This is a genomic window from Litorivivens lipolytica (assembly GCF_014191715.1).
GTDB classification, from domain to species: Bacteria; Pseudomonadota; Gammaproteobacteria; order Pseudomonadales; family Spongiibacteraceae; genus Litorivivens; species Litorivivens lipolytica.
Map to the genome: position 1 here is coordinate 1,013,386 of NZ_JACHWY010000001.1, position 22,969 is coordinate 1,036,354.

General features: G+C 56.1%; 19 protein-coding genes. 7 read left to right on the forward strand and 12 right to left on the reverse strand.

The window, feature by feature from the left end:
- Positions 1-3: 3 nt before the first annotated feature.
- On the reverse strand, positions 4-1,968 hold the full coding sequence (locus FHR99_RS04680; RefSeq protein WP_183409372.1) for a TonB-dependent receptor domain-containing protein: 1,965 nt from the start codon (positions 1,966-1,968) through the stop codon (positions 4-6).
- A gap of 366 nt (positions 1,969-2,334) precedes the next feature.
- Between FHR99_RS04680 and FHR99_RS04685 the strand changes: the two genes are divergently transcribed.
- The 5 genes from FHR99_RS04685 to FHR99_RS04705 are packed head-to-tail and all read left to right on the forward strand — an operon-like array spanning position 2,335 to position 6,429.
- Positions 2,335-3,099, forward strand: a complete 765-nt coding sequence (locus FHR99_RS04685; RefSeq protein ID WP_183409373.1) for a 5-oxoprolinase subunit PxpA — start codon at positions 2,335-2,337, stop codon at positions 3,097-3,099.
- Positions 3,096-3,842: a 5-oxoprolinase subunit PxpB gene (gene pxpB, locus FHR99_RS04690; protein ID WP_183409374.1), complete on the forward strand. Its 747-nt coding sequence runs from the start codon at positions 3,096-3,098 to the stop codon at positions 3,840-3,842. Before FHR99_RS04685 ends, pxpB begins: the two co-directional genes overlap by 4 nt.
- Complete coding sequence (locus tag FHR99_RS04695) at positions 3,835-4,791, forward strand: 5-oxoprolinase subunit C family protein (protein ID WP_183409375.1); 957 nt, start codon at positions 3,835-3,837, stop codon at positions 4,789-4,791. Before pxpB ends, FHR99_RS04695 begins: the two co-directional genes overlap by 8 nt.
- Positions 4,792-4,832: 41 nt before the next feature.
- A complete protein-coding gene (locus tag FHR99_RS04700) occupies positions 4,833-5,663 on the forward strand; it encodes an enoyl-CoA hydratase-related protein (RefSeq protein ID WP_183409376.1) in 831 nt (276 codons plus the stop codon).
- A gap of 19 nt (positions 5,664-5,682) precedes the next feature.
- Entirely contained in the window at positions 5,683-6,429 is a 747-nt protein-coding gene (locus FHR99_RS04705; RefSeq protein ID WP_343067385.1) for a queuosine precursor transporter, read from the forward strand.
- A gap of 8 nt (positions 6,430-6,437) precedes the next feature.
- Here FHR99_RS04705 and FHR99_RS04710 read toward each other — a convergent pair whose 3' ends face one another.
- Positions 6,438-7,142, reverse strand: coding sequence for an SDR family oxidoreductase (locus FHR99_RS04710; RefSeq protein WP_183409377.1), 705 nt, complete (start codon positions 7,140-7,142; stop codon positions 6,438-6,440).
- On the reverse strand, positions 7,142-7,648 hold the full coding sequence (locus tag FHR99_RS04715; RefSeq protein WP_183409378.1) for a 6-pyruvoyl trahydropterin synthase family protein: 507 nt from the start codon (positions 7,646-7,648) through the stop codon (positions 7,142-7,144). The genes FHR99_RS04710 and FHR99_RS04715 overlap by 1 nt, the downstream gene beginning before the upstream one ends.
- A gap of 636 nt (positions 7,649-8,284) precedes the next feature.
- On the opposite strand from FHR99_RS04715, the gene FHR99_RS04720 reads away from it, so the two are divergent.
- Positions 8,285-10,789: an acyl-CoA dehydrogenase gene (locus FHR99_RS04720; RefSeq protein WP_183409379.1), complete on the forward strand. Its 2,505-nt coding sequence runs from the start codon at positions 8,285-8,287 to the stop codon at positions 10,787-10,789.
- 30 nt (positions 10,790-10,819) lie between these two features.
- Here the strand turns inward: FHR99_RS04720 and FHR99_RS04725 are convergent, their stop codons facing one another.
- The 9 genes from FHR99_RS04725 to FHR99_RS04765 all read right to left on the reverse strand — a co-directional run bounded on the left by FHR99_RS04725 (position 10,820) and on the right by FHR99_RS04765 (position 21,877).
- Entirely contained in the window at positions 10,820-11,305 is a 486-nt protein-coding gene (locus tag FHR99_RS04725; RefSeq protein ID WP_183409380.1) for an STAS domain-containing protein, read from the reverse strand.
- A 1-nt stretch (position 11,306) separates the two neighbouring features.
- Entirely contained in the window at positions 11,307-12,494 is a 1,188-nt protein-coding gene (locus FHR99_RS04730; protein ID WP_183409381.1) for a PP2C family protein-serine/threonine phosphatase, read from the reverse strand.
- A gap of 88 nt (positions 12,495-12,582) precedes the next feature.
- The gene (locus tag FHR99_RS04735; protein WP_183409382.1) at positions 12,583-13,305 is read right to left on the reverse strand and encodes an MlaA family lipoprotein; all 723 of its coding nucleotides are present in this window, start codon (positions 13,303-13,305) and stop codon (positions 12,583-12,585) included.
- A gap of 81 nt (positions 13,306-13,386) precedes the next feature.
- A complete protein-coding gene (locus tag FHR99_RS04740; RefSeq protein WP_183409383.1) occupies positions 13,387-14,130 on the reverse strand; it encodes an HvfC family RiPP maturation protein in 744 nt (247 codons plus the stop codon).
- Positions 14,130-14,960 carry an HvfB family MNIO-type RiPP peptide maturase gene (locus FHR99_RS04745; protein WP_183409384.1) on the reverse strand — a complete coding sequence of 277 codons (831 nt, stop codon included), beginning with the start codon at positions 14,958-14,960 and terminating at the stop codon, positions 14,130-14,132. The genes FHR99_RS04740 and FHR99_RS04745 overlap by 1 nt, the downstream gene beginning before the upstream one ends.
- Positions 14,961-14,968: 8 nt before the next feature.
- Positions 14,969-15,424 carry an HvfA family oxazolone/thioamide-modified RiPP metallophore gene (locus FHR99_RS04750; RefSeq protein ID WP_183409385.1) on the reverse strand — a complete coding sequence of 152 codons (456 nt, stop codon included), beginning with the start codon at positions 15,422-15,424 and terminating at the stop codon, positions 14,969-14,971.
- Between the two features lie 181 nt (positions 15,425-15,605).
- Complete coding sequence (gene hrpA / locus FHR99_RS04755) at positions 15,606-19,496, reverse strand: ATP-dependent RNA helicase HrpA (RefSeq protein WP_183409386.1); 3,891 nt, start codon at positions 19,494-19,496, stop codon at positions 15,606-15,608.
- A 93-nt stretch (positions 19,497-19,589) separates the two neighbouring features.
- Positions 19,590-21,287, reverse strand: a complete 1,698-nt coding sequence (locus FHR99_RS04760; RefSeq protein WP_343067388.1) for an AMP-binding protein — start codon at positions 21,285-21,287, stop codon at positions 19,590-19,592.
- An 80-nt stretch (positions 21,288-21,367) separates the two neighbouring features.
- Positions 21,368-21,877 carry a hypothetical protein gene (locus tag FHR99_RS04765; RefSeq protein ID WP_183409387.1) on the reverse strand — a complete coding sequence of 170 codons (510 nt, stop codon included), beginning with the start codon at positions 21,875-21,877 and terminating at the stop codon, positions 21,368-21,370.
- A gap of 93 nt (positions 21,878-21,970) precedes the next feature.
- Here FHR99_RS04765 and FHR99_RS04770 point away from each other — a divergent pair, with 93 nt between their 5' ends.
- Positions 21,971-22,966: a hypothetical protein gene (locus FHR99_RS04770; RefSeq protein WP_183409388.1), complete on the forward strand. Its 996-nt coding sequence runs from the start codon at positions 21,971-21,973 to the stop codon at positions 22,964-22,966.
- Positions 22,967-22,969 lie beyond the last annotated feature (3 nt).

The following is a 22,969-nucleotide window of genomic DNA, read 5'->3' on the forward strand; positions in this document are numbered from 1 at the left end:
TCGTCAAAAATCCAAACGCAGGTTGAGTTGCACTGTTCGGGGGATTTCTACCCTTTGGTTATTCGCCCTGAATTCGGCGTGCTGCGGATCGAGCAGGTTTTTGCCCAGCAGACTGGCGCTAAGCCCTTCGCTAATTTGCCAGTTCAATGTCGCATCCATCTCGGTATATCCGGCCACCGCCAGGTCAGGCAATTCGCTGACATTGCGCAGCCTCACATCGAGATTGACGTGTTTGTTCAAGCGCCAGTTGACCCGGACAAAGCCCTGATGACGTGGGTCATTGCGGTTGGCATTGGCAATGCTGGTATCGGTACTGCCACGCTTACGCTCAAAATCAACATGGTGGTAGCTGTAGCCGAGCTGGGTGATAAAGCTTTCGTTCGGATTCCAGTTCAAGACCAGCTCGGCACCGCTGCTGTCGCCTTCACCCTCATTGGAAATCAAGGCAGGGAAGGCACTGGAGTCGACGCCGCGAAGTTCGTCATAGCGATTGTAAAACAGCGCGAGATCGACACTGCTGATCGCATTGATACGGTTACGATAGCCCGCTTCCCAGGCGATCAGCTCCTCGGCTTCAAAATCCTCACTACCGCGAATGATCACAATGCCCGCAGGCGCCGGTTGCGGCGCATAAATCACGAAGTCATGGTCGAGTCGGGTTGGAATACGCACCGCGCGTGACAGCGCAGACCAATAGGTCGTTTCATCATCCGGGGTATAGGCAAGGCGGAGCGAAGGCTGGATCTCAAGCCCGGAATAATCATTGTGCTCGGCTTTGACACCGAAGGTCAGTTTTAAGCGGTCGGGAATCGCGGTGTAGACGTCCTGCACATAAACATCATAGGTTTCATCCCGCGCACTCTCAGGAAGAAAAGCGAGTGAGTTGAGGTTGGGCGATTCAATCTCATCCTTCGTCAGATGATAGCCAAGGCCCGCGACAACCTGATGCCTTTCCCCTAAGTGAAAATGATGGCGATACTCTGCCGAAAAAGTATCCCTGTCTTCATGAAAGAGACCGTTAATATCGTAGTCACTGGCCTCAGCAATCAATCGAATGTCATAGCGCGGCAAGCCATCGTCTTGCGCCGAAAGCGTTGCCATCAAGAAATCCGTTCTCTGCTCTTCGTCACGGCCACCACCCAAGCGATCAACACTGTCACGGTAGGTTTCACCCTGGAGTGATAGCTCACTGCCACCTGCCACAGTCAGATCTGAGCGAAATCCAACGCGTTGGGCATCGTAGCCATCTTCGGCATCGCGCCCACTGCGCGTCCGGTAATCCGATACCGCCTCACCTTTGACATATAAACGAGATGCCGCGGACTCCGTGCTAAACCCGCTGCGCAGATAGGCGTAGCGTTCACCGGTGTGACTCGCACCGGCCGCCAGCTGGTTGCCCTGCGTTTCGCCTGCTCGGCGGGTCACAATATTGATCACCCCGTTAACGGCATTGGCTCCCCAGAGTGCCGCGCCCGGCCCACGTATTACCTCGATCCGCTCGACGTCGCCGAGGGGGATGTTGTTTTTGTGCCAGTACACACCGGAAAACAGCGGCGTGTAGAGACTGCGCCCATCCAGCAACACTTCCAGCTTGTCGGCCAGGGTAGAGTTGAAACCACGCGCGGTGACCGCCCAGGTATGGGCATCAACCTGGGCCACCGTTAAGCCGGGCACCAGTTTGAGTGCATCCGGCAAATTGCTGACACCGGCACGCCGAATGTCATCGCCGGTCAGCACATAGGTCGCGGCGGCCGCTCGACGCCAGGGTTGCGGGGTTTTGGTGACGGAGAAAACGTCAATTTCCATCAAGCGCTCAAGCGACAGCTCAGCCAGATCATCCATGCCAGAGGCGTCTGCCAGCAACATGTCCTGAGCGTAAACTCGCGGTGAAAACAGCGCGGAACTAACCACAATGCAGGTTAAGGTTTTTGAGAGGGGGCCAGACTTGCGCACGCCGAGATTTGACACAGCTGCACTCCTTTCTTGGAGTTGATAAGGAGATAGCGCGTCGCCGAGATGCACTATTCGGTCCATTATCCGAGACTACGGGAGCTTGTCTATGCTGTGCATACGTGTTTATACGGAGGTTTCACGCGCACTACTTCACGCAAACGCTACATTGAGCAAAAGAAAAAAGGGGTCTTTCGACCCCAGGGGGAACTGGATAGGAGAGTTCAAAAACGTCTTGTTTTCATATACGCCCTGTTCGCGGAATCGGATCAACACCCGTGACTCGACGTTGGGCAGAAGGGGATGACTGTGATAAATTCCCTCTACTTTCCTTAACTTATGTCACCCTGCGGGCTTTTTGGTAATTTTCACGATGAGGCAAATGTGAGCTCAGCAATCGATTTGAACTGTGATCTCGGCGAAGGCATGGGGTCAGACGCTGAATTGCTGCAGATCGTATCGAGTGCCAATATTGCCTGCGGCGGCCATGCAGGCAATGCTCAAACCATGAAAGAGGCGGTGACGGCCGCTAAGCGCTGGGGGGTCAACATTGGCGCTCACCCCGGCTATGAAGATAAGGAACATTTTGGGCGGCGCCCGCAATCGCTCAGCGATGCGGAGATCCAACAGCTACTGCACAGCCAGATAGATACCCTGCGCGAAATCGCCAAAGCACAAGGCAGCGCACTGACTCACGTTCGCGCTCACGGTGCGCTCGGCAACCTCACCGATGCCGAGCCCCACGCAGCCGGTCTGCTGTCCGCAGTCGCCAAGCAGCAGGGCCTGGCGCTGATGGTGCTGGGGCAATCTGCCGCAGAGCAGGCCGCTCGGGAAACAGGAGTCCCAGTAATCCGCCAGTTTTTTGCGGACCGGGCGTATGATCGCCATGGGCAACTGGTATCGCGCTCGCTGACAGACAGCGTGCTGCATGAACCTCAGCGGATTATTCCAAGGCTGCTCAGCGCCTTGGACAGCGGCAAAGTCACCAGCATTGAAGGAGACTTGATCCCGGTCGGTTTTGATACCATCTGTGTACATGGCGATACCGACAGCGCACTGGCCCTTGCCGCAGAAATTCGCCATGCACTGGAGCAACACGGTGTCACGATTCGTCCCTACCCGCCTATGTCGAGGAGTACACGCCTTTGAGTGAGGCCTCTCTGCTTTACACTACGCCCTGCTACTCGCCGGTTGGCGATGGCGCCATGCTGATCGAGCTTGGCCAGGGTATCGACGCGACGCTCAACGAGCGCGTCCTGCAACTTGAAACCTATATTCGCAACCTGAAAGTTGCGGGGGTCATTGAAACCACCCCCGCCTACGCCTCCCTGTTACTGCACTACGACCCGGATCAGGTCAGCTTTGACGATTTGCAGGCAACGGTAAGCTCAATCCATCTGGACGAGCTGCCCACCGATCGCAAGCGTTATGGCTGGCAGATTCCGGTCTGCTACGGTGGGGAATACGGCGAAGACCTCGATGCCGTCGCCGAATATCACCACCTTACCAGCGCAGAGGTTATCCGCCTGCACAGCAAGGGGCGCTACCGGGTCTATATGATGGGCTTTGCACCGGGCTTCACCTACCTTGGCGGTCTGGCGGAACAGCTGCACACGCCAAGGCGCGATAATCCCAGACTGCACACGCCCGCTGGCAGCGTCTCCATTGGCGGCATGCAGGCCCTGATTGCCGGTGTAGCCATGCCCAGCGGCTGGCAACTGCTCGGCCAGACACCACTGGCAACCTACGACCCACAGCGTGACCCGCCGTTTTTGATTGCGCCCGGCGACGAGGTTCACTTTCACCCCGTTAACGCCACAGAGTTTAAACGCCTGCAAAAAGCCGCCGCTAAAGGCAAGTGGGTAGCCGAGAAGGTGTCGCTCAATGACTAGAGGCTTACTGGTATTACAGGCAGGCGCGGGCACGACAATACAAGACCTTGGGCGCACCGGTTATCGCCGCTATGGCGTCACCGGCAGCGGCGCAATGGATCCGCTCGCTCTGCAGGTTGCCAACTGTCTTGTTGGCAACCCCTTCGATACGCCCTGTATTGAATTAAATATTGGCAGCGCCGATTTCCGGGTCACCACAGACTCCCTGCGCTGCGCCTTTCACGGTGGCGACTTTAATCTGAGCCTGAATGGCCTGCCCGCCCCCGTTTCCACCAGCCTGCGACTGCGACAGGGCGATATCATCAGTATCAGCAGCGCGCGACAGCGAATTCGCGGATATCTGGCGGTCGAAGGCGGTTTTGAGCTTGAACCGGTACTGGGCAGTTGTGCCACCCATGTGCGTTCAAAACTGGGCGGCTTGGATGGCGGGCCACTGGAAGCCGGACAAGAACTGGTATGCCTTGAAACTGAAGCCCCGGCTCGCAAGGAAGTTTCGCTTCCCTACGAGCTGCACCCGAAAACCCGACGTCAATTTCGAGTCATTCTCGGTCCTCAGGCCGACCGGTTTACTGCGGAAGGGATCTACACCTTCCTCAACACCACCGCGTTTCGGGTCGACAAGGATTCCGACAGCCTCGGCTATCGCCTGACCGGCGCGCGAATCGAATACATAGGCGACGGCAACATCGTCTCCGACCCGGTTGTCCCCGGCTGCGTGCAAGTACCGGCTAGCGGCCATCCCCTGGTCTTGATGGCAGACTGCCCGACTACCGGCGGCTATCCAAAAATTGCGACCGTGATCTCGACCGACCTGCCAGACCTGGCACAATTGCCTCCCGGCGCCGAAGTCAGTTTTCGCGCCGTGAGCCTAGAAGAGGCTCAGGCCGCCAGGCAAAAACGACGCCACTGGCTGGCTGAGTTGCCTAACAAATTGATTACGCTGCCTTGAGGCAGCGCTTCGTAAACCAACTTAAGCACAAGGTACTTTTCATGCCAACGCCTTCCACTTCCTCTGCAGCCCCCACCCTCACAGATGCCAGCCTGAGAGTTGAAGATCGCTACGCGGTACTGACCTTTGAGCGCGACGATGTGCGCAACGCGCTCACCGGCACCGCACTGGTTGACGATATCTGCGCCGCGATCGAGTGGGCCAACCACAGCGACCTGAACTGTTTGATTATTACCGGCGCCGGCAAGGGCTTCAGCTCGGGCGGCAACATCAAGGAAATGGCTGACAAGCAGGGTATGTTTGGCGGTTCGCCGATGCAGATTACCGACAGTTATCGCCGAGGCATCCAGCGTATGAGTCGTGCGGTTTTTCACGCAGAGTTACCGCTAATCGCTGCCGTTAACGGCGCTGCTGTAGGCGCTGGCTTTGATCTGGCCTGCATGTGCGACATCCGTATTGGTTGTGAAAACTCCTTGTTCGGTGAGACGTTTATCAACCTAGGCATTATCCCCGGCGATGGCGGTGCCTGGTTTTTACAGCGGCTGGTGGGTTATCAGCGTGCCGCCGAACTGACGTTTTCCGGACGCCTTGTAAAAGCCCAAGAAGCTAAGGAGCTGGGTTTGTTGCTGGAACTTGTAGACAGCAGCGAGTTGCTGGATGCCGCGGAGAAACTGGCGCAGTCCTTTGCCGCGCAACCGCCGCAGGCCCTGCGCGCCAGCAAGCGCCTGATGAAAATTGCCCAGCGTCAGGAGTTGAACGATTTTCTCGATCACTGCGCCAGCGTGCAGGCAGCCTGCCATTACAGCGAGGATCACACCCGGGCGCTGAATGCCTTTATTAACAAGGAAAGCGCATCGTACTCAGGCCAGTAATTAGATAACGGACAGCACTGTGCAACTTAACGATTACAGCGACGTCATCAGTCGACGCCGGGAGCAGGTGTTTCTTTTGCTGGCCGGTTTTTTCCTGTGCTCCATGACTTTGCTGAATATTATCGGCATCACCAAGTTTGTTCAGCTGGGACCGATGGCCTTGGCCGTGGGCGTCTTGCCCTACCCCCTCACCTTTCTGTGCACGGATCTGGTCAGCGAGCTTTACGGCAAACGCCGGGCGAACTTTATGGTTACTGTCGGGCTGATCATGAATGTCTTTGTCATTCTGGTGCTGAGTATCGGGAATTGGCTACCACCGGTATCACTGGACAATCAGCCGCCATGGCAGGTATTGCAACTGGCGCAGGACATTTCAACACCGTCTGGTGCCAGCCTCAGCGGTTCCGTAGAGCTGTACTACCTGATTTACGCCACTACCAGCGGTGCCGTTGTTGCCTCCATGCTGGCTTACATAGCCGCCCAGTACTGCGACGTTCACCTCTACCATTTCTGGAAGAAACTGACACACGGCCGTCACCTCTGGCTGCGAAACAACTTCAGCACCTTGATCAGTCAGGGCGTGGATTCGTTTATGGTGATCACCGTTACTTTCGGTGCGGTATTTCTGGCGGGTGGGCTAACACTTCAGCAGATGCTGGTATTGATGGGCAGTAATTACTTGTTCAAGTTTTGTGCAGCGTTGATCGACACAATCCCTCTGTACATCTGCGTGCATTACCTGAAGCGGTATCTGCACGCAGACTGAACTCGCAATCAGTGCTCGATTTGGCCGAGGTTGGCGTGCAGCACAGCGCCATTAATAACGGCGTTCTGTGACGCAAACCAAAGGGTATCGGCAATTTCCTGAGGCTGAATCAGACGCCCCTGCGTCACACCACCGGCAATGGCATCAAGAATCGTCTGATCGTGACCAAGGTGCTCGCGCAGCATTTCCGTATCGGTAAAACCCGGGCAGACACAGGTCGTATGAATACCGGAACCGGCCAGATCTTGCGCCGTTGAGCGCATTAACCCAACCACGGCATGCTTCGACGTGACGTAGGAACAGCTGCCTGCCACGGCTTTTTCACTCAGCGTCGAGCCAACATAAATGATCGATGAACCGCCTTTCATCGACGGCAGCAGCAGTTGGTTCAATTGCAATGCGGCAATGACATTCAGTTGCAGCACCTGTTGCAGGCGCAGCGCATCAAGATCGCGCACACTATCTTTGTACAGTACCGCGGCGTTGTGAATCACGCAGATTGACTCCGCCGACTCCGCCAGTTTCGTCACCTGATCCGAGCAGTCTTCAACCCACGTCAGATTACTCATGTCCACACGAATCTGGGTAACGCCCTCAAGATCCAGCGCACTGCGGGAAAAGTTCACCACGTGATAGCCATTGGCCAGAAACGTTTCTACCGTGGCGCGGCCAATACCCTTGCTGCCGCCGGTGATAAACAACAGTTTTTTCATTAATCCCCCATTGTCTGACGCCAAGTGGCCGAACCCGATTGGCCTGGCCCTGACGACACTTTCATGATCAGGCTACGGACACCGTTGCCCTGAATAAAATCTGAATCTTCCAGCAAGCGCTCCAGCAGGAGTCGAGCAAACTCTTCTACCGTTGAATTGCGGATGGGCAAGAGCAGCGTGTCCGCTTTGATAAAACGCATAACCTCCCCGTTAAACTCCACCCGGTAGTTGTCGCCCTCTTCTGAAATTGTCAGATAGGGCGAGTTCGCTGGCAGCACAAGATACTCGTCATACTGGGCAACCAGGGCCCGCAAGCGCTGTTTGATCTCGACATAACTGAAGCACATGCCGTTGTCGCCCACCTCAGCGGTGATATCCAGCGACACCTTAAAATTGTGACCGTGGAGGCGCTCCCGCTCGGTAGCAGAGAATATCGTGAAATGCGCCGCGGAAAATTTGAGGTCTTCCTTGGTGATTTCAATGGTTGTCAGGGTATCAATCGGCATCGACAAATTCGCTGTTTTTTCTTTAAACACATCAAGTTGCAGGCAGACAAAGTACTGCCTGCCGACCCAAAAAGCAAAGCAGACCCGGCCAGTACCCGGAACATGAACACATCATTACAATATGAAAGATTCCCTTTTACTCCCCAAAAGCTGTGCTAGCCTTAAATCAAGATTACCGACAAATGTCTTAAAAAGTATAAGAACAAGCCCGGGCCGGTCTGGCCGAGCTTCCAGCACGAGAGGAAGCGCCATGAATTCAATACCCAGCGTCATCCAGACACGCAGTATCCCTGCGAATCCAGTGCTTACGTCAGAATTCACGTCGCCGATGTTTTTCTGTTCTGGCAGACGCTGAGTTATCGACTCCCCACTACAAACACCCTAGCTGTTTTTAAGCTGTCTCTGCGCTGAGCGAAATGGGCGCAGAAAACCAGGCAAGGCCATCCAGGCCATTTTGTTGGCGAACTCCGGTTCGCCTTTTTTATGCCTGCCGATCCGTGATCGGATTCCTGATGGCGCAACGTAACCAACACGGTAATCGGCAACGGTAATATTTACGCTGCCGGCAGCCTTGTAGTTGCTTCATGATTACCCGATGCTGAGTGTTTAGACCAGTCGAATCAGGGAGATAGCGCAATGAGTGTGTTACTGCTGTTAGTCGGTGCACTGGCACTGCTGTATCTGGGGACAGGCGGCAGCACCGCCGTTGTCGTTCTGAGTCTGGCGACCCTGCTGGGCATGCATATGGACAACTGGCACTTCGCCAGCATTCTGTTCGGTGCACTCGCGCTTGGCGCCGCCCTCTTTCTGGTTATCCCCTCCAACCTGCGAAAGCACGAGCTGAGTCGCCCCCTGCTTGCCTGGGTTCGCGGTATGCTGCCGCAACTGTCTGACACAGAATCCGAGGCGCTCAAGTCGGGCAGCGTCGACTGGGATGGTGAGCTGTTTTCAGGGCGGCCGGACTGGAGTTACCTGCTCGGCGTCAAACACAGCGAACTGAGCGAAGAGGAACAAGCCTTTCTGGACGGACCGGTGGAAGAGCTGTGCGCCATGCTCGACGACTGGCGCATCACCCATGAAGATTACGACCTGCCCGAGGACGTATGGAAATTTATGGGAGAGCACGGCTTTTTTGGCCTGGTCATACCCAAAGCCTTCGGCGGTAAAGGCTTCTGTCAGCGAGCCCACTCCGAGATCGTTATCAAGATTTCCACCCGCAGTGTTTCCGCAGCGGTAACTGTCATGGTACCCAACTCGCTCGGCCCCGCTGAGCTGTTGTCTGAATACGGCACCGACGAACAGAAGCACTACTACCTGCCACGCCTCGCCTCCGGGCAGGAAATCCCCTGTTTCGCGTTGACCTCGCCGATGGCAGGTTCCGATGCCGGCGCCATCCCCGACAAGGGCATTGTCTGCAAAGGTCAGTGGGAGGGAGAAGAAGTCCTTGGCCTGAAAGTCACATGGAACAAGCGCTATATCACCCTCGCTCCGGTCGCGACGCTGATCGGTCTGGCTATCAAGGTCTACGACCCCGACCACTTGCTGGGTGATGACGATACCATTGGCGTTACCTGTGTGATGGTGCCCCGAGATACAGAAGGCGTGAACAGTGGTGCCCGGCATCTGCCGATGAATACGCCCTTTATGAACGGCCCGACCTGGGGCAACGAGGTCTTTATTCCGCTGTCGCAGATCATCGGCGGCGAAGCGATGTTGGGCAAAGGCTGGACCATGTTGCTGGAATGCCTGTCTATCGGCCGCTCCATTTCCCTGCCGGGCCTGGCGACCGGTGCCGGCAAACTGGCAACCTTGACGACCGGCGCTTACGCCAGCGTGCGCGAGCAGTTCGGGCGCAGCATCAGTGAATTCGAAGGGGTTCAGGAATCACTGGAACAGATCGCCGGCTATACCTATATGATGGATGCGGCGCGACTATTTACCGTCTCCATGCTGGATCGCGGCGTCCGGCCAGCGGTACCCTCTGCCCTGCTGAAATATCGCAACACCGACCTGATGCGCACGGTGGTCAACCACTCCATGGATGTGGTGGCAGGACGTGGCGTGATTACCGGGCCTCGTAACTTTATGGCGCGGATTTATCAGGCAGTACCCATTGCCATTACCGTTGAAGGGGCCAATATTCTGACCCGCAGCTTGATGGTATTCGGCCAGGGCGCTATCCGCTGCCATCCTTTTATTGTGGATGAGATCGAAGCGGCGAATATGGAAGACGAGGCCGCCGCCATCGACAAGCTCGACGGCGTGTTCTACCGCCATATCGGCCATACCACAGGCAACGCCCTGCGGGCCATGCTGCTGGGGCTGAGTTTTGGCGCCCTAGCCACCGTTCCCGCACGCGGCAATATCAAACGCTACTATCGCCAGCTCTCGCGTTTCGCCGCGGGGTTTGCGCTGCTCACGGATATCTCGCTGTTGACTCAGGGTGGCGCCCTCAAGGCGCGCCAGCGACTGTCGGGCCATATGGCTGACTGTCTGGTTCGACTCTACTACGCTTCCGCCATCATCAAACAATGGCACGAAGAAGGTTATCCGGAGGGTGACCGCCTGGTGGTTGAATGGGGCCTGCAGACCTGCCTCCACGAGCTGCAGGAACACCTGCGCTGCGTGATTGACGATTTCCCGGTCAAGGCCCTGCGTTGGCCACTGCGTATTATCCTGTTTCCGCTGGGACCGATCGGGCTGCGTAAACCGTCTGCCGAAATGGGTACCGAGCTGGCCAAGGCGATTACCCGTGATACACGCCTGCGAGACCGGATTACCGAAGGGGTCTACATCAACGACAAGCCAGACGACCCGGTCGGTCGCGTACTCCACGCCTACCAATTAGCCAACGATACCCAGTCACTGCGAGACAAGCTGCACAAGGCCATACGCAATCGCGATGTGAATGAGCTGGACGGCATTGCGCTCTTGATGGGTCACGAACGCCGTCAACTGGTGGACTGGGCTGTGGAAAACGAGGTGATTGACGCTGAGGATCGCGAGCGGCTGCTGGAAGCCCTGACCGCCTTGTACGATGTGATTCGGGTAGATGCTTTTGACCCGGAGGGCTTGAAGGAAATTGCCAAGGCACAGGCAGGCAAACGGCGGGTGGTTGAACGTCCTGCGGACCAGCAGTAAGGCTTTGAGCTGACCGATGGAGCGGTCAGTTCAGCACTTCTTCTCCAGCATCGAGACCAGTTCGCGAAAGCGAGCCCGGTTTGTATCATTGAGGCCCATCAGTACCCGGTGGGCCTCGAGTACCTTTTCCTTAACCGCCCCTTCGGAACCTTCGACCTGAGGCAACTCGCCCAAATCCTGATCCGTATGCAGGGGGTGCTGGCGGATTTTGAAAACCCGGTCGAACCCCATGCTCTGCAACACACGGGTAATATCAGGATTGGTGGAAAGAATAACGGGAACAAACTGGAACCGCTTTTTCGCCATTAACGCCAGTTTGGCAAGCAGACCCAGCGTGGTGCTATCCACGTTATCTGCTTCCGTCAGATCAACAATGACGCTGGAAAAATCGGTACTGCTGAACATCTCTTCGAAATAGTCATCAAGCACATTGCACAGGGTCAGGCGCACATCGCCGACCAGCTTGATTACGTTAGAACCCTGATGTTCAGCAACCATGATTCTGCCTGGTTGCATACTAAACTCGCGACACTACCAGCACTGCAATATCATCGGGGGCTTCCTCGATGCTATCCAGCTTGAAGGTTTTAATCACATCATCGGCCGACTCCGGGCCGTCCTCGAGCGCCTCAAGCAAATACTGCTCCTTGGCGATCACCCCCTTCGGGTTCAGTACCTCTAATATACCATCCGAGAACAGGGTGAGAACAGCCTTGGGCGGCAGCAGCATGCGGTGTTCGGAATAGCTTACATCCGGGAAAAGCCCGACCGGTAGATCGTGTCCGTCAAGATAGCGTGCCGTGCCATCCACGCTCAATATCGGTGCCGGCAGATGACCGGCAATGCTGTAACACAGCTCGTCACTCTGCAGATCGATCACACCGACACACATGGTCACGTGTTTATCGATCTCCATGCCGAGCAATTCACGATTGGCCTTGTCCAGCATATGGGCCGGCGACAGGATGGCGCTGCTGTGGCGATGGTGAAAATCACTGCGCTTGCGAGCGAACAGGTTTTTCAGCATGACGGTAACAAAGGCTGAACTGGCGCCGTGGCCCGACACATCGGCCACAAAGAACACCGCGTAGCGGTCACCCACAATAAAGTAGTCAATAAAGTCGCCACTGAGATACAGCGACGGCAGAATATGCTGGTGAAAACGGAACTTGCCTATGGTTTTGGGGGTTTCCGGCAACATCTTGAGCTGGATGTGGCGCCCGGCCTGCTGATCTTTTTTCAGATGGCTGAGGCTTTCCAGCAGATCGCGGTTGGCAGTTTCGAGTTTGCTGCGGTATTCGCGGTTTTCCCTACGCAGCGCCCCCTGTTGAAAGGCCCGTTCCATGGCGTGCCCCAGCAGCTTTTCATCGCCGATGGTACTGGTCACCATCAGATAATCGCAGGCCCCCTTACGCAGGGCCTCCACCACATCGGCCATCACCCGGCGACGGGAAATAACGATCACCGGTACTTCACGGGGATCTGAAGTAAGTCGTTCGAGCGTGCGGCGACCGTCGTCACCGACGTATAGATCGAGCAGCACCGCATCCGGGGTGTCCTCGTTGAAGGCCTGCAATCCGGCGTCACCATTGTCGCGGCTTTCCACCCGATAACCAAGGCGTTCCAGCGCGGACGCAAGCTCATTGCGCTGCTCATCGTCGCGCTGAATCAACAGCAGGCGTTTTCGGTTTTCTGGCTGGGTCATATCAGGCCTTTGCAGCAAAGGGGCACAGGCACTTGCTCCGCCAATTCCATGTTGCTAGAAGTATAGACAGCCGGACACGAGTTTGCGCCTAGAAGTCATCCCACTCTTCAAACTCTTCTTCACCAAAACTGTCTTCCACGACCGCGCCGTCACTGATCAGGTATTCACGGCGCTGCAAATACGCGTCGCGCATAAAGGTGTAACGATCGCCAGATAGCAGGCTCTCCGTTTTCAGGAGATTCGCCCGGGTGTTGACCAGATCCAGAAAGCGAATCTGGTTGCGCGTGCGCACATGGTCGACCTGGCTGATCGCATCGACCTGGGCGTCAATGACGGAAGCTCCAGCGTCGCGAACCGTTGATGGCCCCAAAATCGGCAAGACCAGATAAGGTCCGGGACCTACGCCCCAATAGCCCAGCGTTTGTCCGAAGTCTTCGGTTCGCTTTTCCAGGCCGATATGGGCAGCCACCTCAAAAAAACCGGCCACGCCCACGGTGGAGTTGATCACAAAGCGGCCGCCGTCGTTGGCTGCCTCCTTGAATTTCAACTGACCGAGGTCCGCCACAATATTGAGGAGCTCCCTCAAGTTACTGAGCATATTGTCGATACCGACCTCGAGAAAGTCCGGCAGTACCGCCTGATAGCCCTCGGCAACCGGCTTCGCCACATACTTGTCTGCCACCTCATTAAAAGCGAAGACCTTGCGGTTGAAACCTTCCCAAGGATCAGCGGTTTCTGGCTGGCTGGCACATCCTGTCAGCCAAAGCAGCGGCAACAGGGATAAGATCCTGAACAGTGGAGAGAAATACATGAGAAGCTCAAAAACCAGATCGTGTTATTAAGCTGCAACAATATAGGGGATTCAACGCTAAATCCAGCCAGGACGGCGTTTTCAGCTGCACGCTGCGCCGAGGAGAATGTGAGCATCCCGCAACTGCCGCAACAGGTCGGCACCAAACTGTTCCAGCTGGGAAGGATCGTTGTGCTGCAACTCGTTCGCCAAGGCCGCCAGCGCCTCTCGCCCGCTCCTTGTATCTTCTAACAGCGCCAACAGTCGATAGGTGACCGCATTGATCTCCATAAACTCAATCGCCAGCGCCGGTGTTCGATATACCACCAAAAAGGTGGGCTCGGCGGGCGCTTCTTCGGGCTGAAAGGCCTCCCCGATAAGATGCACAGGAAAGCGGTAGACCAGCGGCCAGGCATGGGGCGAGAGCACAGGCCGAGCGGCCATCAGATCGCCTTCAGGATCAGCCTCGACAACTTCGTCAGGAGCAACGTCCAGCGCCAATTCAACCCATTCATAATGGGCCAGCTCCGGCAAAAACGCCGGATCGCCAGCCCGCTCATCGCGCTCGTGTTGCAGATAAGCCAGAAACTCTTCACTGATTTCGAGAAAATAGGGGGAGTGACAGGTGTGCTCACGCACAAAGTCTCTTACCAGCACATGCCAGCGCTCGTCACTGTAGAGGCTGCGCAGCACTGGGAAACCACTGCTGAGAAAACTTTCGATATTGTTGTAGATCAGGTCGCGATAGATCCCCAAACGGCGCGATTCAATACCCTTGGGCCCGTCACGCTTGTCGGGATCACGCAAATGGGCGGTCAGACTGCGCTGAATTTGCTGAAAATGCATCAGCTCAACTCCACAGCCGCTTGCTGCCGCAACTGAGCCGCACGCACCCGATCAACTTCTGACAGCAGTTGTTCTACTGGCGGGAAATTAAAGTCCCTCTCGACCAGCGTCGGCAAGGGGCCGGTTCGCGCGTAGGCCGCCTCCAGCAAGTCCCAAACCGGCTCGATAACGTCTGCGCCGTGCGTATCTACCCTGATATCCTCGGCCTCTTCAAAATGCCCGGCAATGTGCATATAGCAGGCCCGCTCCAGCGGTAATTCGTCGAGAAAACGCAAGGGATCGTAGCGATGATTGATGCTGTTAACGTAGATGTTGTTTACGTCTAGCAGCAGCTTGCAATCAGCCTCTTCCAGCACCGCCCGAATAAACGCACTCTCCGACATCACTTGGCCGGGCGCCGCGTAGTAAGAGGCATTTTCGAAGGCGATTTGCTCGCCGAGAATATCCTGCACCTGTCGTACCCGCTCTGCCACGTGCTTCACAGCCTCCTCCGTAAAAGGAATCGGCAGCAGGTCGTAGAGGTGGCCATCGTCGGCACAATAGGTGAGGTGTTCGGTATAGAGCGGACAGGCGTAGTCGCTCATAAATTGTCGAATCGAGACCAGCAAATCGCGATCCAATGGCGCAAAGCCGCCGATATTCAGTGACAAGCCATGCAGGTAAATAGGATAGCGTTCAGCAAAACGATCGAACTCGCGCCGCAGCCGCCCTCCTACAGGAATCCAATTTTCCGGGGCCACCTCCATAAAGTCGATGCGCCCCGGCGGCACGGACTGCAATGCGTCACTGAGACCTCGACGCAATCCCAGCCCTGCCAACAACTCAGACATCAGCGACTTCAGTGGCTGCCGCAGCGGCCTTCGCCACACTTACCTTCTTTGGATTTGGACTTGCTGGCGCCACACTTGCCTTCGCCGCATTTACCCTCACCGCATTTGCCTTCGCCTTGGGCTTTACCTTTGGCGCCGCACTTACCTTCGCCACATTTGCCCTCGCCACACTTACCTTCGGCCTTGGCTTTACCCTTGGCGCCGCACTTACCTTCGCCGCATTTGCCCTCACCGCATTTACCTTCCGCGTCGCCTTTTGCTTTGGCGCCACATTTACCTTCACCACACTTGCCTTCGCCACATTTACCTTCAGCATCCTTGCCGTAGGACGCCAAATCATAGCCAGCGCTCAACTGCGTTGCCGCGAAGGGGTTGGTTTCAGCGCTGACCGTGGTTGCTGCGGTGCCGGCCAGTACGGCTGCGCTCAGTGCGGCTGCCAGGGGTTTTTTGCTCATTTTAGCCATGGGAGGTCTCTCCTCGAGTTGGTGTTGCCAGTTAGATGAGTTAACAGGCGCTTTGTTACAAAAATTTTCCGCTCATTGTGGTTTTCTGGTCTGCAGCGTTTATCCGAAATCTAACCAAGCAGGTCAAGCACTATTCCAGCCAATGCCAATTTCTACCCAATCGGATCTATACCACTTTAACTCAGACGCGGGGAGCGCGGCTGAGTTCAATCTCGCGCCAGAGTGTTTTTAGCCGTTTTTCAGAAACCGGTGCCTTCGTGCCAAGCGTTTGAGCATAGAGCGATACCCGGTATTCTTCCAACAGCCAGCGATATTCAATCAAACGGCTATCAACAGGCTCGCTTGCCTGTTTATCAGGGCTAATCGTTCGCCATAAAGGCTCCGTCAGGTTACGCAGGCCGATCAGCAGCTGACGTTCACGCTGGTACTGCCCTTCAAGCCGATCCAGACGCTGACCAATTGCCAGAAGGTAACGCGGATACTGCTCTAGACGCTCCAATGGCAACAAACGGAGGAAGCCCTTGAACAGGAGCGCGTCCAATTGCTCACGAATATCGCTGACCGTCTCTATCCAGGTCAACTGGGTAAGCTTCTTCAAGGCGCGCCGGGCGCTGGCAGCATGCTCTAGAATCTGCTGGGCCAGTTCAGCTACCTGCTTTATATTTGCGTCCAGCCCTGTCTTGGCGACCACGGCGGCGTAATCTTCGCGACTGCGCGGCAGTGCCTGCCCTTGTACAAAGGTTTGATACACCGCCGCTTCAATAATGTCTTCCACCCAGTCTTTGCGCTGCGCGCCCAAAGCGGCTAATTGAAGCTGCTCGGCATTACTGCGCAACAAGCTGTCTCGCCAGGGCTTCAACTGGCGAATCAATTGCAGGGTCAACAATCTCACAACACCACGCCGACTTTGGCTGTCCGCCTCCTCGGCAGTATCCAGCAAGGTCAGTTCGACCGCGTCACCGCGATCCACCAGTGCCGGGTAGGCCGTTACCTCTGCCCCACCCTGCCGAATGCGTTTTTTCTGGGGCAGGCTTTCCAGCGTCCATTCCGTCAGGATCTGCTGTTCGGCGCTGTGCTCACTCTCCGCCTGCAACCTGGCCGCAGATTCATCACCGTAGCGCTTTTTCAGATCCTGCAGATCCCGACTTTCGGCGATCACCTTGCCGCGATCATCCACCACCTGAAAATTCATTAAGTAGAAGCTGTCAAGCAGATCACCGCGCCAGAGATCGGGCGGGATGTCCTCACCGACGACTTTCTTCAGTGCGCCTGCGAGTGACAAACTCAAAGGCTGATCCCCAGACTCCATAGTCGCCAGCGCCTTGCCCACCGTCACTGGAATCGGCATGAGCTTTTTGCGCCACTGCTTAGGCAGTGCTTTGACCAGCGCAACGCATTTATCCTCCAGCAAACCGGGCACCAGCCATTCCGGAAAATAATCCGGGACCCGATTCAACAGTGCCAATGGCACAACCAGAGTGACCCCATCTCCCTGATGACCCGGCTCAAAGCGATAGCGTAGCGGCAGGCGCAATTCACCCCAGCGCCAGGTATCCGGAAACTGGTTAACATCTTTGCGATCCTGACTGACAGCCAGCACATCGTCGTCCGTCATGTTCAACGCGGTACGCTCAGCCTCAGAGGCCTGCTTCAGCCAGCTTTCAAGATGTTTTGAACTAACGATGTGCGCCGGCAGACGCCGATCGTAAAACGCAAACATGGCATCGTCGCTGATCAGAAGATCACGGCGTCGCAGTTTGCTCTCGAGCTCCAGCACCTTGTTGATAGCTGCTTTATTATGCGCAAAGAAGGCTGCCTTACCCCGGTACTGACCTTCCACCAATGCGCTACGAATCATGATTTCGCGAGCCAACACTGGATCTATGGCACCGAAATTCACCCGCTGCCGATCCTGTATAACCAGCCCGTAAAGGCTGGTCTGGCGATAGGCGCTGACCCGTCCCGCACGCGCCTGCCAGTGCGGTTCAAAGTACTGATATTTCAGGATGGAATCATTGATGCCCGGAATCCACTCGGGCTCGATTCGCGCTACGCAGCGGGCAAATAGCTGTGAGGTTTCTGCCAGCTCTGCCGCGACAATCCACGACGGGTTCTTTTTAAACAAGCCAGACCCCGGAAAGATCCGCAGCTTGCGATTACGCGTTCCCCGGTACCAATGCTGCTCATCTTTCTTGGCCACGTGACTGAGAAAGCCCGCCAGAATAGCGCGATGCAGCGTCTGGTGGTCCACCGGCTCCCGATTGAAGGTCCAGCCGTTGTCGCGGCAGAGCAGTTTCAGTTGCCAGTGCAGTTCCCGCCACTCCTGAGCGCGGGAAGGCGCAATAAATTCTCGCTGACAGAGTTTCCGGAACTGGTTATTGGAGAGCTCCTGACGCTGTTCCTCAAGGTAATTCCAAAGATTTACAAAGGCGGCAAAATCGGATTCCTTGTCGGTAAAGCGCCGATGTTTTTCGTCAGCCGCCTGTTGTTTGTCAGCAGGCCGCTCACGTGGATCCTGGATGCTCAGCGCACTGACCACAATCAAGGCTTCCTGCAGACAGCCTTGTGAACTGGCAGCCTGAAGGATACGCGCCATACGCGGATCGACCGGCATGCGCACCAGCGTTTTACCCAAGGGGGTCAGCTCGCCCTTGTCCACCGCAGCCAGTTCTTCCAGCAGCTTGTAACCGTCATTGATAAAACGGCGATCTGGGGCATCAACAAAGGGAAAATCTTCGATGCTGCCCAGCCGCATATTCAGCATCTGCAGAATCACCGACGCGAGGTTGGTTCGCTGCACTTCCGGCTCGGTAAATTCAGGGCGCGACTGGAAATCTTCTTCGCTGTAGAGACGCACGCAGACACCCGGCGCAATCCGTCCGCAACGACCGGCGCGCTGATTGGCACTGGCCTGAGAGATCGGTTCAATCGGCAAACGCTGCACCTTGCTGCGATAACTGTAGCGACTAATTCGCGCCGTCCCTGTATCAATCACGAAACGAATACCGGGAACCGTCAGCGAGGTTTCGGCAACATTGGTCGCCAGTACAATCCGCCAACCGCGTCGACCACCTTCGTCGAAGATGCGCTGTTGCTCTTTCGCACTGAGCCGCGCATAAAGCGGCAACACTTCCAGCCCCATCAAACTGGAACGGCGCAATTGTTTTGCAGCCGCGCGAATTTCGCGCTCGCCACTGAGAAAAACCAGCACATCGCCCTGCCGGCGACCACCTTCCGCATCGAGCTCCTGCAACGCCTGATCAATGGCCTCCGCCTGATCAAGCTCCGGACTGAGTTCTTCCAGCGGGCGGTAGCGAATTTCGACCGGATAGGTTCGGCCAGAGACTTCAATCACCGGCGCGTTGTCGAAGTGCTTGGAAAAGCGTTCTACGTCAATGGTCGCCGAGGTGATAATGACCTTCAGGTCGGGCCGCTTGGGCAGCAAGAGCTTGAGATAACCCAGCAGAAAATCGATATTGAGGCTGCGCTCGTGAGCCTCATCAATAATCAGGGTGTCGTAACGATTGAGGTAGGGGTCGTGTTGAATCTCGGCCAGCAGAATGCCGTCCGTCATCAGCTTGATATAGGTCGCGTCTGAAACTTGATCAACAAAGCGCACCTGATAACCGACCGCCGCGCCCAGCTCCGTGTGCAATTCACTGGCAATGCGTTGGGCCACCGTCCGTGCAGCCAGCCGCCGAGGCTGGGTATGGCCGATCAAGCCGTGAAGTCCACGCCCGGCTTCGAGGCAGAGCTTCGGCAGCTGGGTGGTTTTACCGGAACCGGTTTCCCCCGCCACCACAATCACCTGATGCTCATTCAACGCAGCGCGGATTCGCTCCACTTCGCGGGCAACCGGGAGGTCGGGATAGCTTACGTCAGGCCGCGATTGCTGCCGCTGAAGCACTTTTCCTCTGGAAAGCGTCAACAACTCATCATATTTCGCCTGAAGGCGATCAACCGGCTTGCCCTGCCGTGCGCGCTTGTGAATATCGCGCTGCAGGCGACGCAACTTCGGCTCGTCGGCACGCCACAGGGTATGCAGCTGATTGTCAGGTTGGGTATTCGGCATAGGCCTCAAACAAAAAAACGCCCCGCAGGGCGTTTGATTCACCACTAAAAACTCAGTGGGTGATTATAGGCAAGCTCGGCGCCTGATCATACGTCAGGCTTTGGCCAATTCCTCGTCGCGCAGCTCGCGGCGCAGCACTTTGCCCACATTAGACTTGGGTAGCTCGTCGCGCTGTTCAATGTGCTTCGGCATTTTATAGCCGGTAAGCTGCTCGCGCAGGTGGGCTTTCAAAGAGTCAACATTGACCGGGCCATTCTTGCCGACTACGAAAATTTTGACCACTTCACCGGATTTATCGTCCGGCACACCGATCGCCGCACACTCGGCCACTTCCGGGTGGGCACAGACCACGTCTTCAATCTCGTTGGGATATACGTTGAAGCCCGACACCAGAATCATGTCTTTCATGCGGTCAACGATCTTGAGGTAACCGTCTTCACGCACCACCGCCACGTCGCCGGTATGCAGCCAGCCATCCTCGTCAATCATCTTGGCGGTTTCATCGTCGCGCTGCCAGTAGCCCAGCATGACCTGCGGGCCTCGCACGCACAATTCACCGCGCTCGCCGATAGGCTGCTCGGAACCGTCCTCACCCGCAATTTTGACTTCGGTATTAGGTACCGGCACACCAATCGTGCCCAGCTCATTGGCACCACCGGGGTTGGTGGACACCACGGGCGAGGTCTCGGTCAGACCATAACCCTCGTAGACTTCGCAGCCGGTGATTTCCTTCCAGGTGTTAGCAGCCGCTGTGGTCAGCGCCATACCGCCGGACAGAGTCATTTTCAGGTGGGAGAAGTCAATAGTCTTGAATTCAGGATGCTTGCACAGACCAACGAACAGCGTGTTCAAACCACTCATGCCGCTGAACTTCCATTTCTTCATTTCTTTGATGAAGGCATCCAGATCACGCGGATTCGGAATCAGCACCGTGTGGTTACCCTGCATCATCACGATAAAGCCGAGGGTAAAGGAGTAGATATGGTAAAGCGGCAGCGGCCCGATAAAGGTCTGCGGCCCATCTTCAAAGCCATAGGTATCGAAAATGCTGGCCGCCTGCAAGATATTCGACACCAGATTGCGGTGGCTGATCATGGCCCCTTTGGAAACACCAGTGGTGCCACCGGTGTATTGCAGCAAGGCAACGTCACCGGCTTCAGGAGAGGCTTCGTTGAGGCTCAGTTTGCGACCCTGAGCAACCGCCTTCTTGAAAGAAATGGAGCCCTTGATCTCGTAGTCGGGAATCATTTTCTTTACGTGGCGGGCGGCAAAATTGATCAGTCGCCCCTTGAAACCGGGGTGCAGATCCGCAAGCTCCGTCATGATGACCGTTTTGACCGGGGTATCCGCCAAGACTTCGGCTGCGGCCTCACCGACGTTGGCCAGTAGAATCAACGCTTTGGCGCCAGAGTCGTTCAACTGATGCTTGATTTCACGAGGGCTGTAGAGAGGGTTGGTGTTAACCACCACAAACCCGGCGCGCAGCACGGCAAACAGTGCCACGGGATATTGAATGATATTCGGCATCTGAATCGCCACCCGGTCACCGGGCTTGAGATCCGTTTTCTGCTGCAGATAGGCACCGAGCGCCGCGGAATGGCGCTCGAGATCGTCATAAGTCAGCGTGTGGCCGATGCTGGAAACCGCATCGCGGGCACGGTAGCTGTCGATACAGAAATGAAACAGCTCTACAAGGTTCTTGAATTTGTCAGGGTTTATCGTCTCGGGCACCCCTGCTCGAGCACGTGCTGCGGAAATAGCCTCGTTCACAGTCTTGATTTGGTCAGACACGTTCCTTCCTCGGTCGGTATTATTTGTCGCGGCGTACACCCGCGTTAGCTTGCTGAAACTAACGGTGTTTTATACCCCTGTCAACGCGCGGCACCGGCACCTGAAAAGCAATACCCGATATTCATGCCGTCTATGGGAGAAGCTGTGAAAGTCCTTGAAAACACGGCGTTTGATGAACGCTGGAGTCGAACAGACTTTATCTCGGCAGCACATGGAGCTATGCGGGGAAAAGGCGGCGCTGGGCGAGCCCATTTTTTAGCCGTGGCGGAAAATCCACTGAACTGATGCCAGTCGCGAATATAAACGGTGCTCCGTCCGCACTGCACGCCGGCCAGACGGCCCATTGCAACCCTATCGGGAAAGCCGCAAGTATTTGCCGCCGTTAAAAAAATCATTGTGCTGGCAGCCGATCCACCCAAGATTACGATCGTGTAAAACACGCGTAACAATTTTGACCCAAAGCCCGTTTTCTGTAATAGTTGGCGCTGTTTTGCTGGGGCGGGAATATTACCGTTCCAGCTGATCAAATAACGAGCACCAAGTAGTTCAAAAAACGCACAGAACAAAAACGACTGAATCGCTTGTAACACTATTTGTAGAAACCGTTTAGAGCTCCCACTTCAGCTATGAAATCCTCACATATCATTCGCTTGAGCAAAGCTTGTCTTCTCGCAGCTTGCCTTTTGAGTCCCGGACTGCTGATTAACAGCGCCGTCGCACAAAGTGCAAACGCCGAACTCGCGCGCCTTCAGGTGAGACAGGATGAATTGCAGGATGAAATTCAGTCACTGCGCGAGCAGTCCCTGTCGCTGAGCCAGCAAATGGCCAACACCGAACCCGCTGACGGCCCCGAGAAGGCTGCCTATGACGAAGCGATCGCCGCCTTCGAGGATGCCAGCGAACAGTTCGAGGCGGATCCGACTCCAACCAACAAGAGTCGCTTGCGCAATGCCGAGTTCAAGATGCATCTGGCCGAGCGCAAGTTTCGCTCAAGCAACAGCGAACTGAGAAAGCTGGAAGCCCAGCAGGATGAGGTTGAAAGTGAGCTAATTCGCGTGCGCCGCGAACTGGATCAAGTAACTCGCCGCATACCAGAACTGAAGAAAAACATTGTTGCCCAGCGCGAACGCGAAAAAGCCGAAGCCGCTCGCCGTGCCCGCGCCGAGGCACAAGCCCGCCAGCAGGCAAAACAGGCCCAGGCCAGTGCCCAATCCGCACCAGCTCAAGCCCCTGCTCCGACGCAGGCAACCCCAGCCCCAGCCCAGCCTCTACAGACTGCTAACGCCAACGAGCAATCCGCCAGCGGCCCGCTTGAACTGGATAAGGACTTTACCCTGCTCACAACGCGCGAACAGGTGCTGACTGCACTGGCCAACCTGCAATTGCGCATCGGCGGTGACAGTCTCAAGATTCGCAGCAACAAAATTCTGAACGTGCGCCACTTTGTCGATGGCAAGGAAGCGGACAAGAACAGCCATCGCTTCAAGGGATTGGGTAATTACCAGTATCGCGCCAATGCGGTCCTGCAGCCGGGCGAAAACCGTATTCGTGTGTCTTTCTCGCGCTGGAATATCGAAATGCCCGATGAATTTGCCGGTGAAGAGCTGGTCATTCTGATGGACGCGAGTGACCGCAACGCGCCGCGTATTATTGCCTTCCCTGAATCTATGGAGAGCTGAGCA

What these genes read in the sequence shown, in the direction of transcription:
- FHR99_RS04695 (WP_183409375.1), top strand. Translation starts at nt 3,835, where the DNA reads ATGACTAGAGGCTTACTGGTATTACAGGCAGGCGCGGGCACGACAATA.
- FHR99_RS04720 (WP_183409379.1), top strand. Translation starts at nt 8,285, where the DNA reads ATGAGTGTGTTACTGCTGTTAGTCGGTGCACTGGCACTGCTGTATCTG.
- FHR99_RS04700 (WP_183409376.1), top strand. Translation starts at nt 4,833, where the DNA reads ATGCCAACGCCTTCCACTTCCTCTGCAGCCCCCACCCTCACAGATGCC.
- FHR99_RS04710 (WP_183409377.1), bottom strand. Translation starts at nt 7,142, where the DNA reads ATGAAAAAACTGTTGTTTATCACCGGCGGCAGCAAGGGTATTGGCCGC.
- FHR99_RS04735 (WP_183409382.1), bottom strand. Translation starts at nt 13,305, where the DNA reads ATGTATTTCTCTCCACTGTTCAGGATCTTATCCCTGTTGCCGCTGCTT.
- FHR99_RS04725 (WP_183409380.1), bottom strand. Translation starts at nt 11,305, where the DNA reads ATGCAACCAGGCAGAATCATGGTTGCTGAACATCAGGGTTCTAACGTA.
- FHR99_RS04715 (WP_183409378.1), bottom strand. Translation starts at nt 7,648, where the DNA reads ATGCCGATTGATACCCTGACAACCATTGAAATCACCAAGGAAGACCTC.
- FHR99_RS04740 (WP_183409383.1), bottom strand. Translation starts at nt 14,130, where the DNA reads ATGCATTTTCAGCAAATTCAGCGCAGTCTGACCGCCCATTTGCGTGAT.
- FHR99_RS04750 (WP_183409385.1), bottom strand. Translation starts at nt 15,424, where the DNA reads ATGGCTAAAATGAGCAAAAAACCCCTGGCAGCCGCACTGAGCGCAGCC.
- FHR99_RS04730 (WP_183409381.1), bottom strand. Translation starts at nt 12,494, where the DNA reads ATGACCCAGCCAGAAAACCGAAAACGCCTGCTGTTGATTCAGCGCGAC.
- hrpA (WP_183409386.1), bottom strand. Translation starts at nt 19,496, where the DNA reads ATGCCGAATACCCAACCTGACAATCAGCTGCATACCCTGTGGCGTGCC.
- FHR99_RS04745 (WP_183409384.1), bottom strand. Translation starts at nt 14,960, where the DNA reads ATGTCTGAGTTGTTGGCAGGGCTGGGATTGCGTCGAGGTCTCAGTGAC.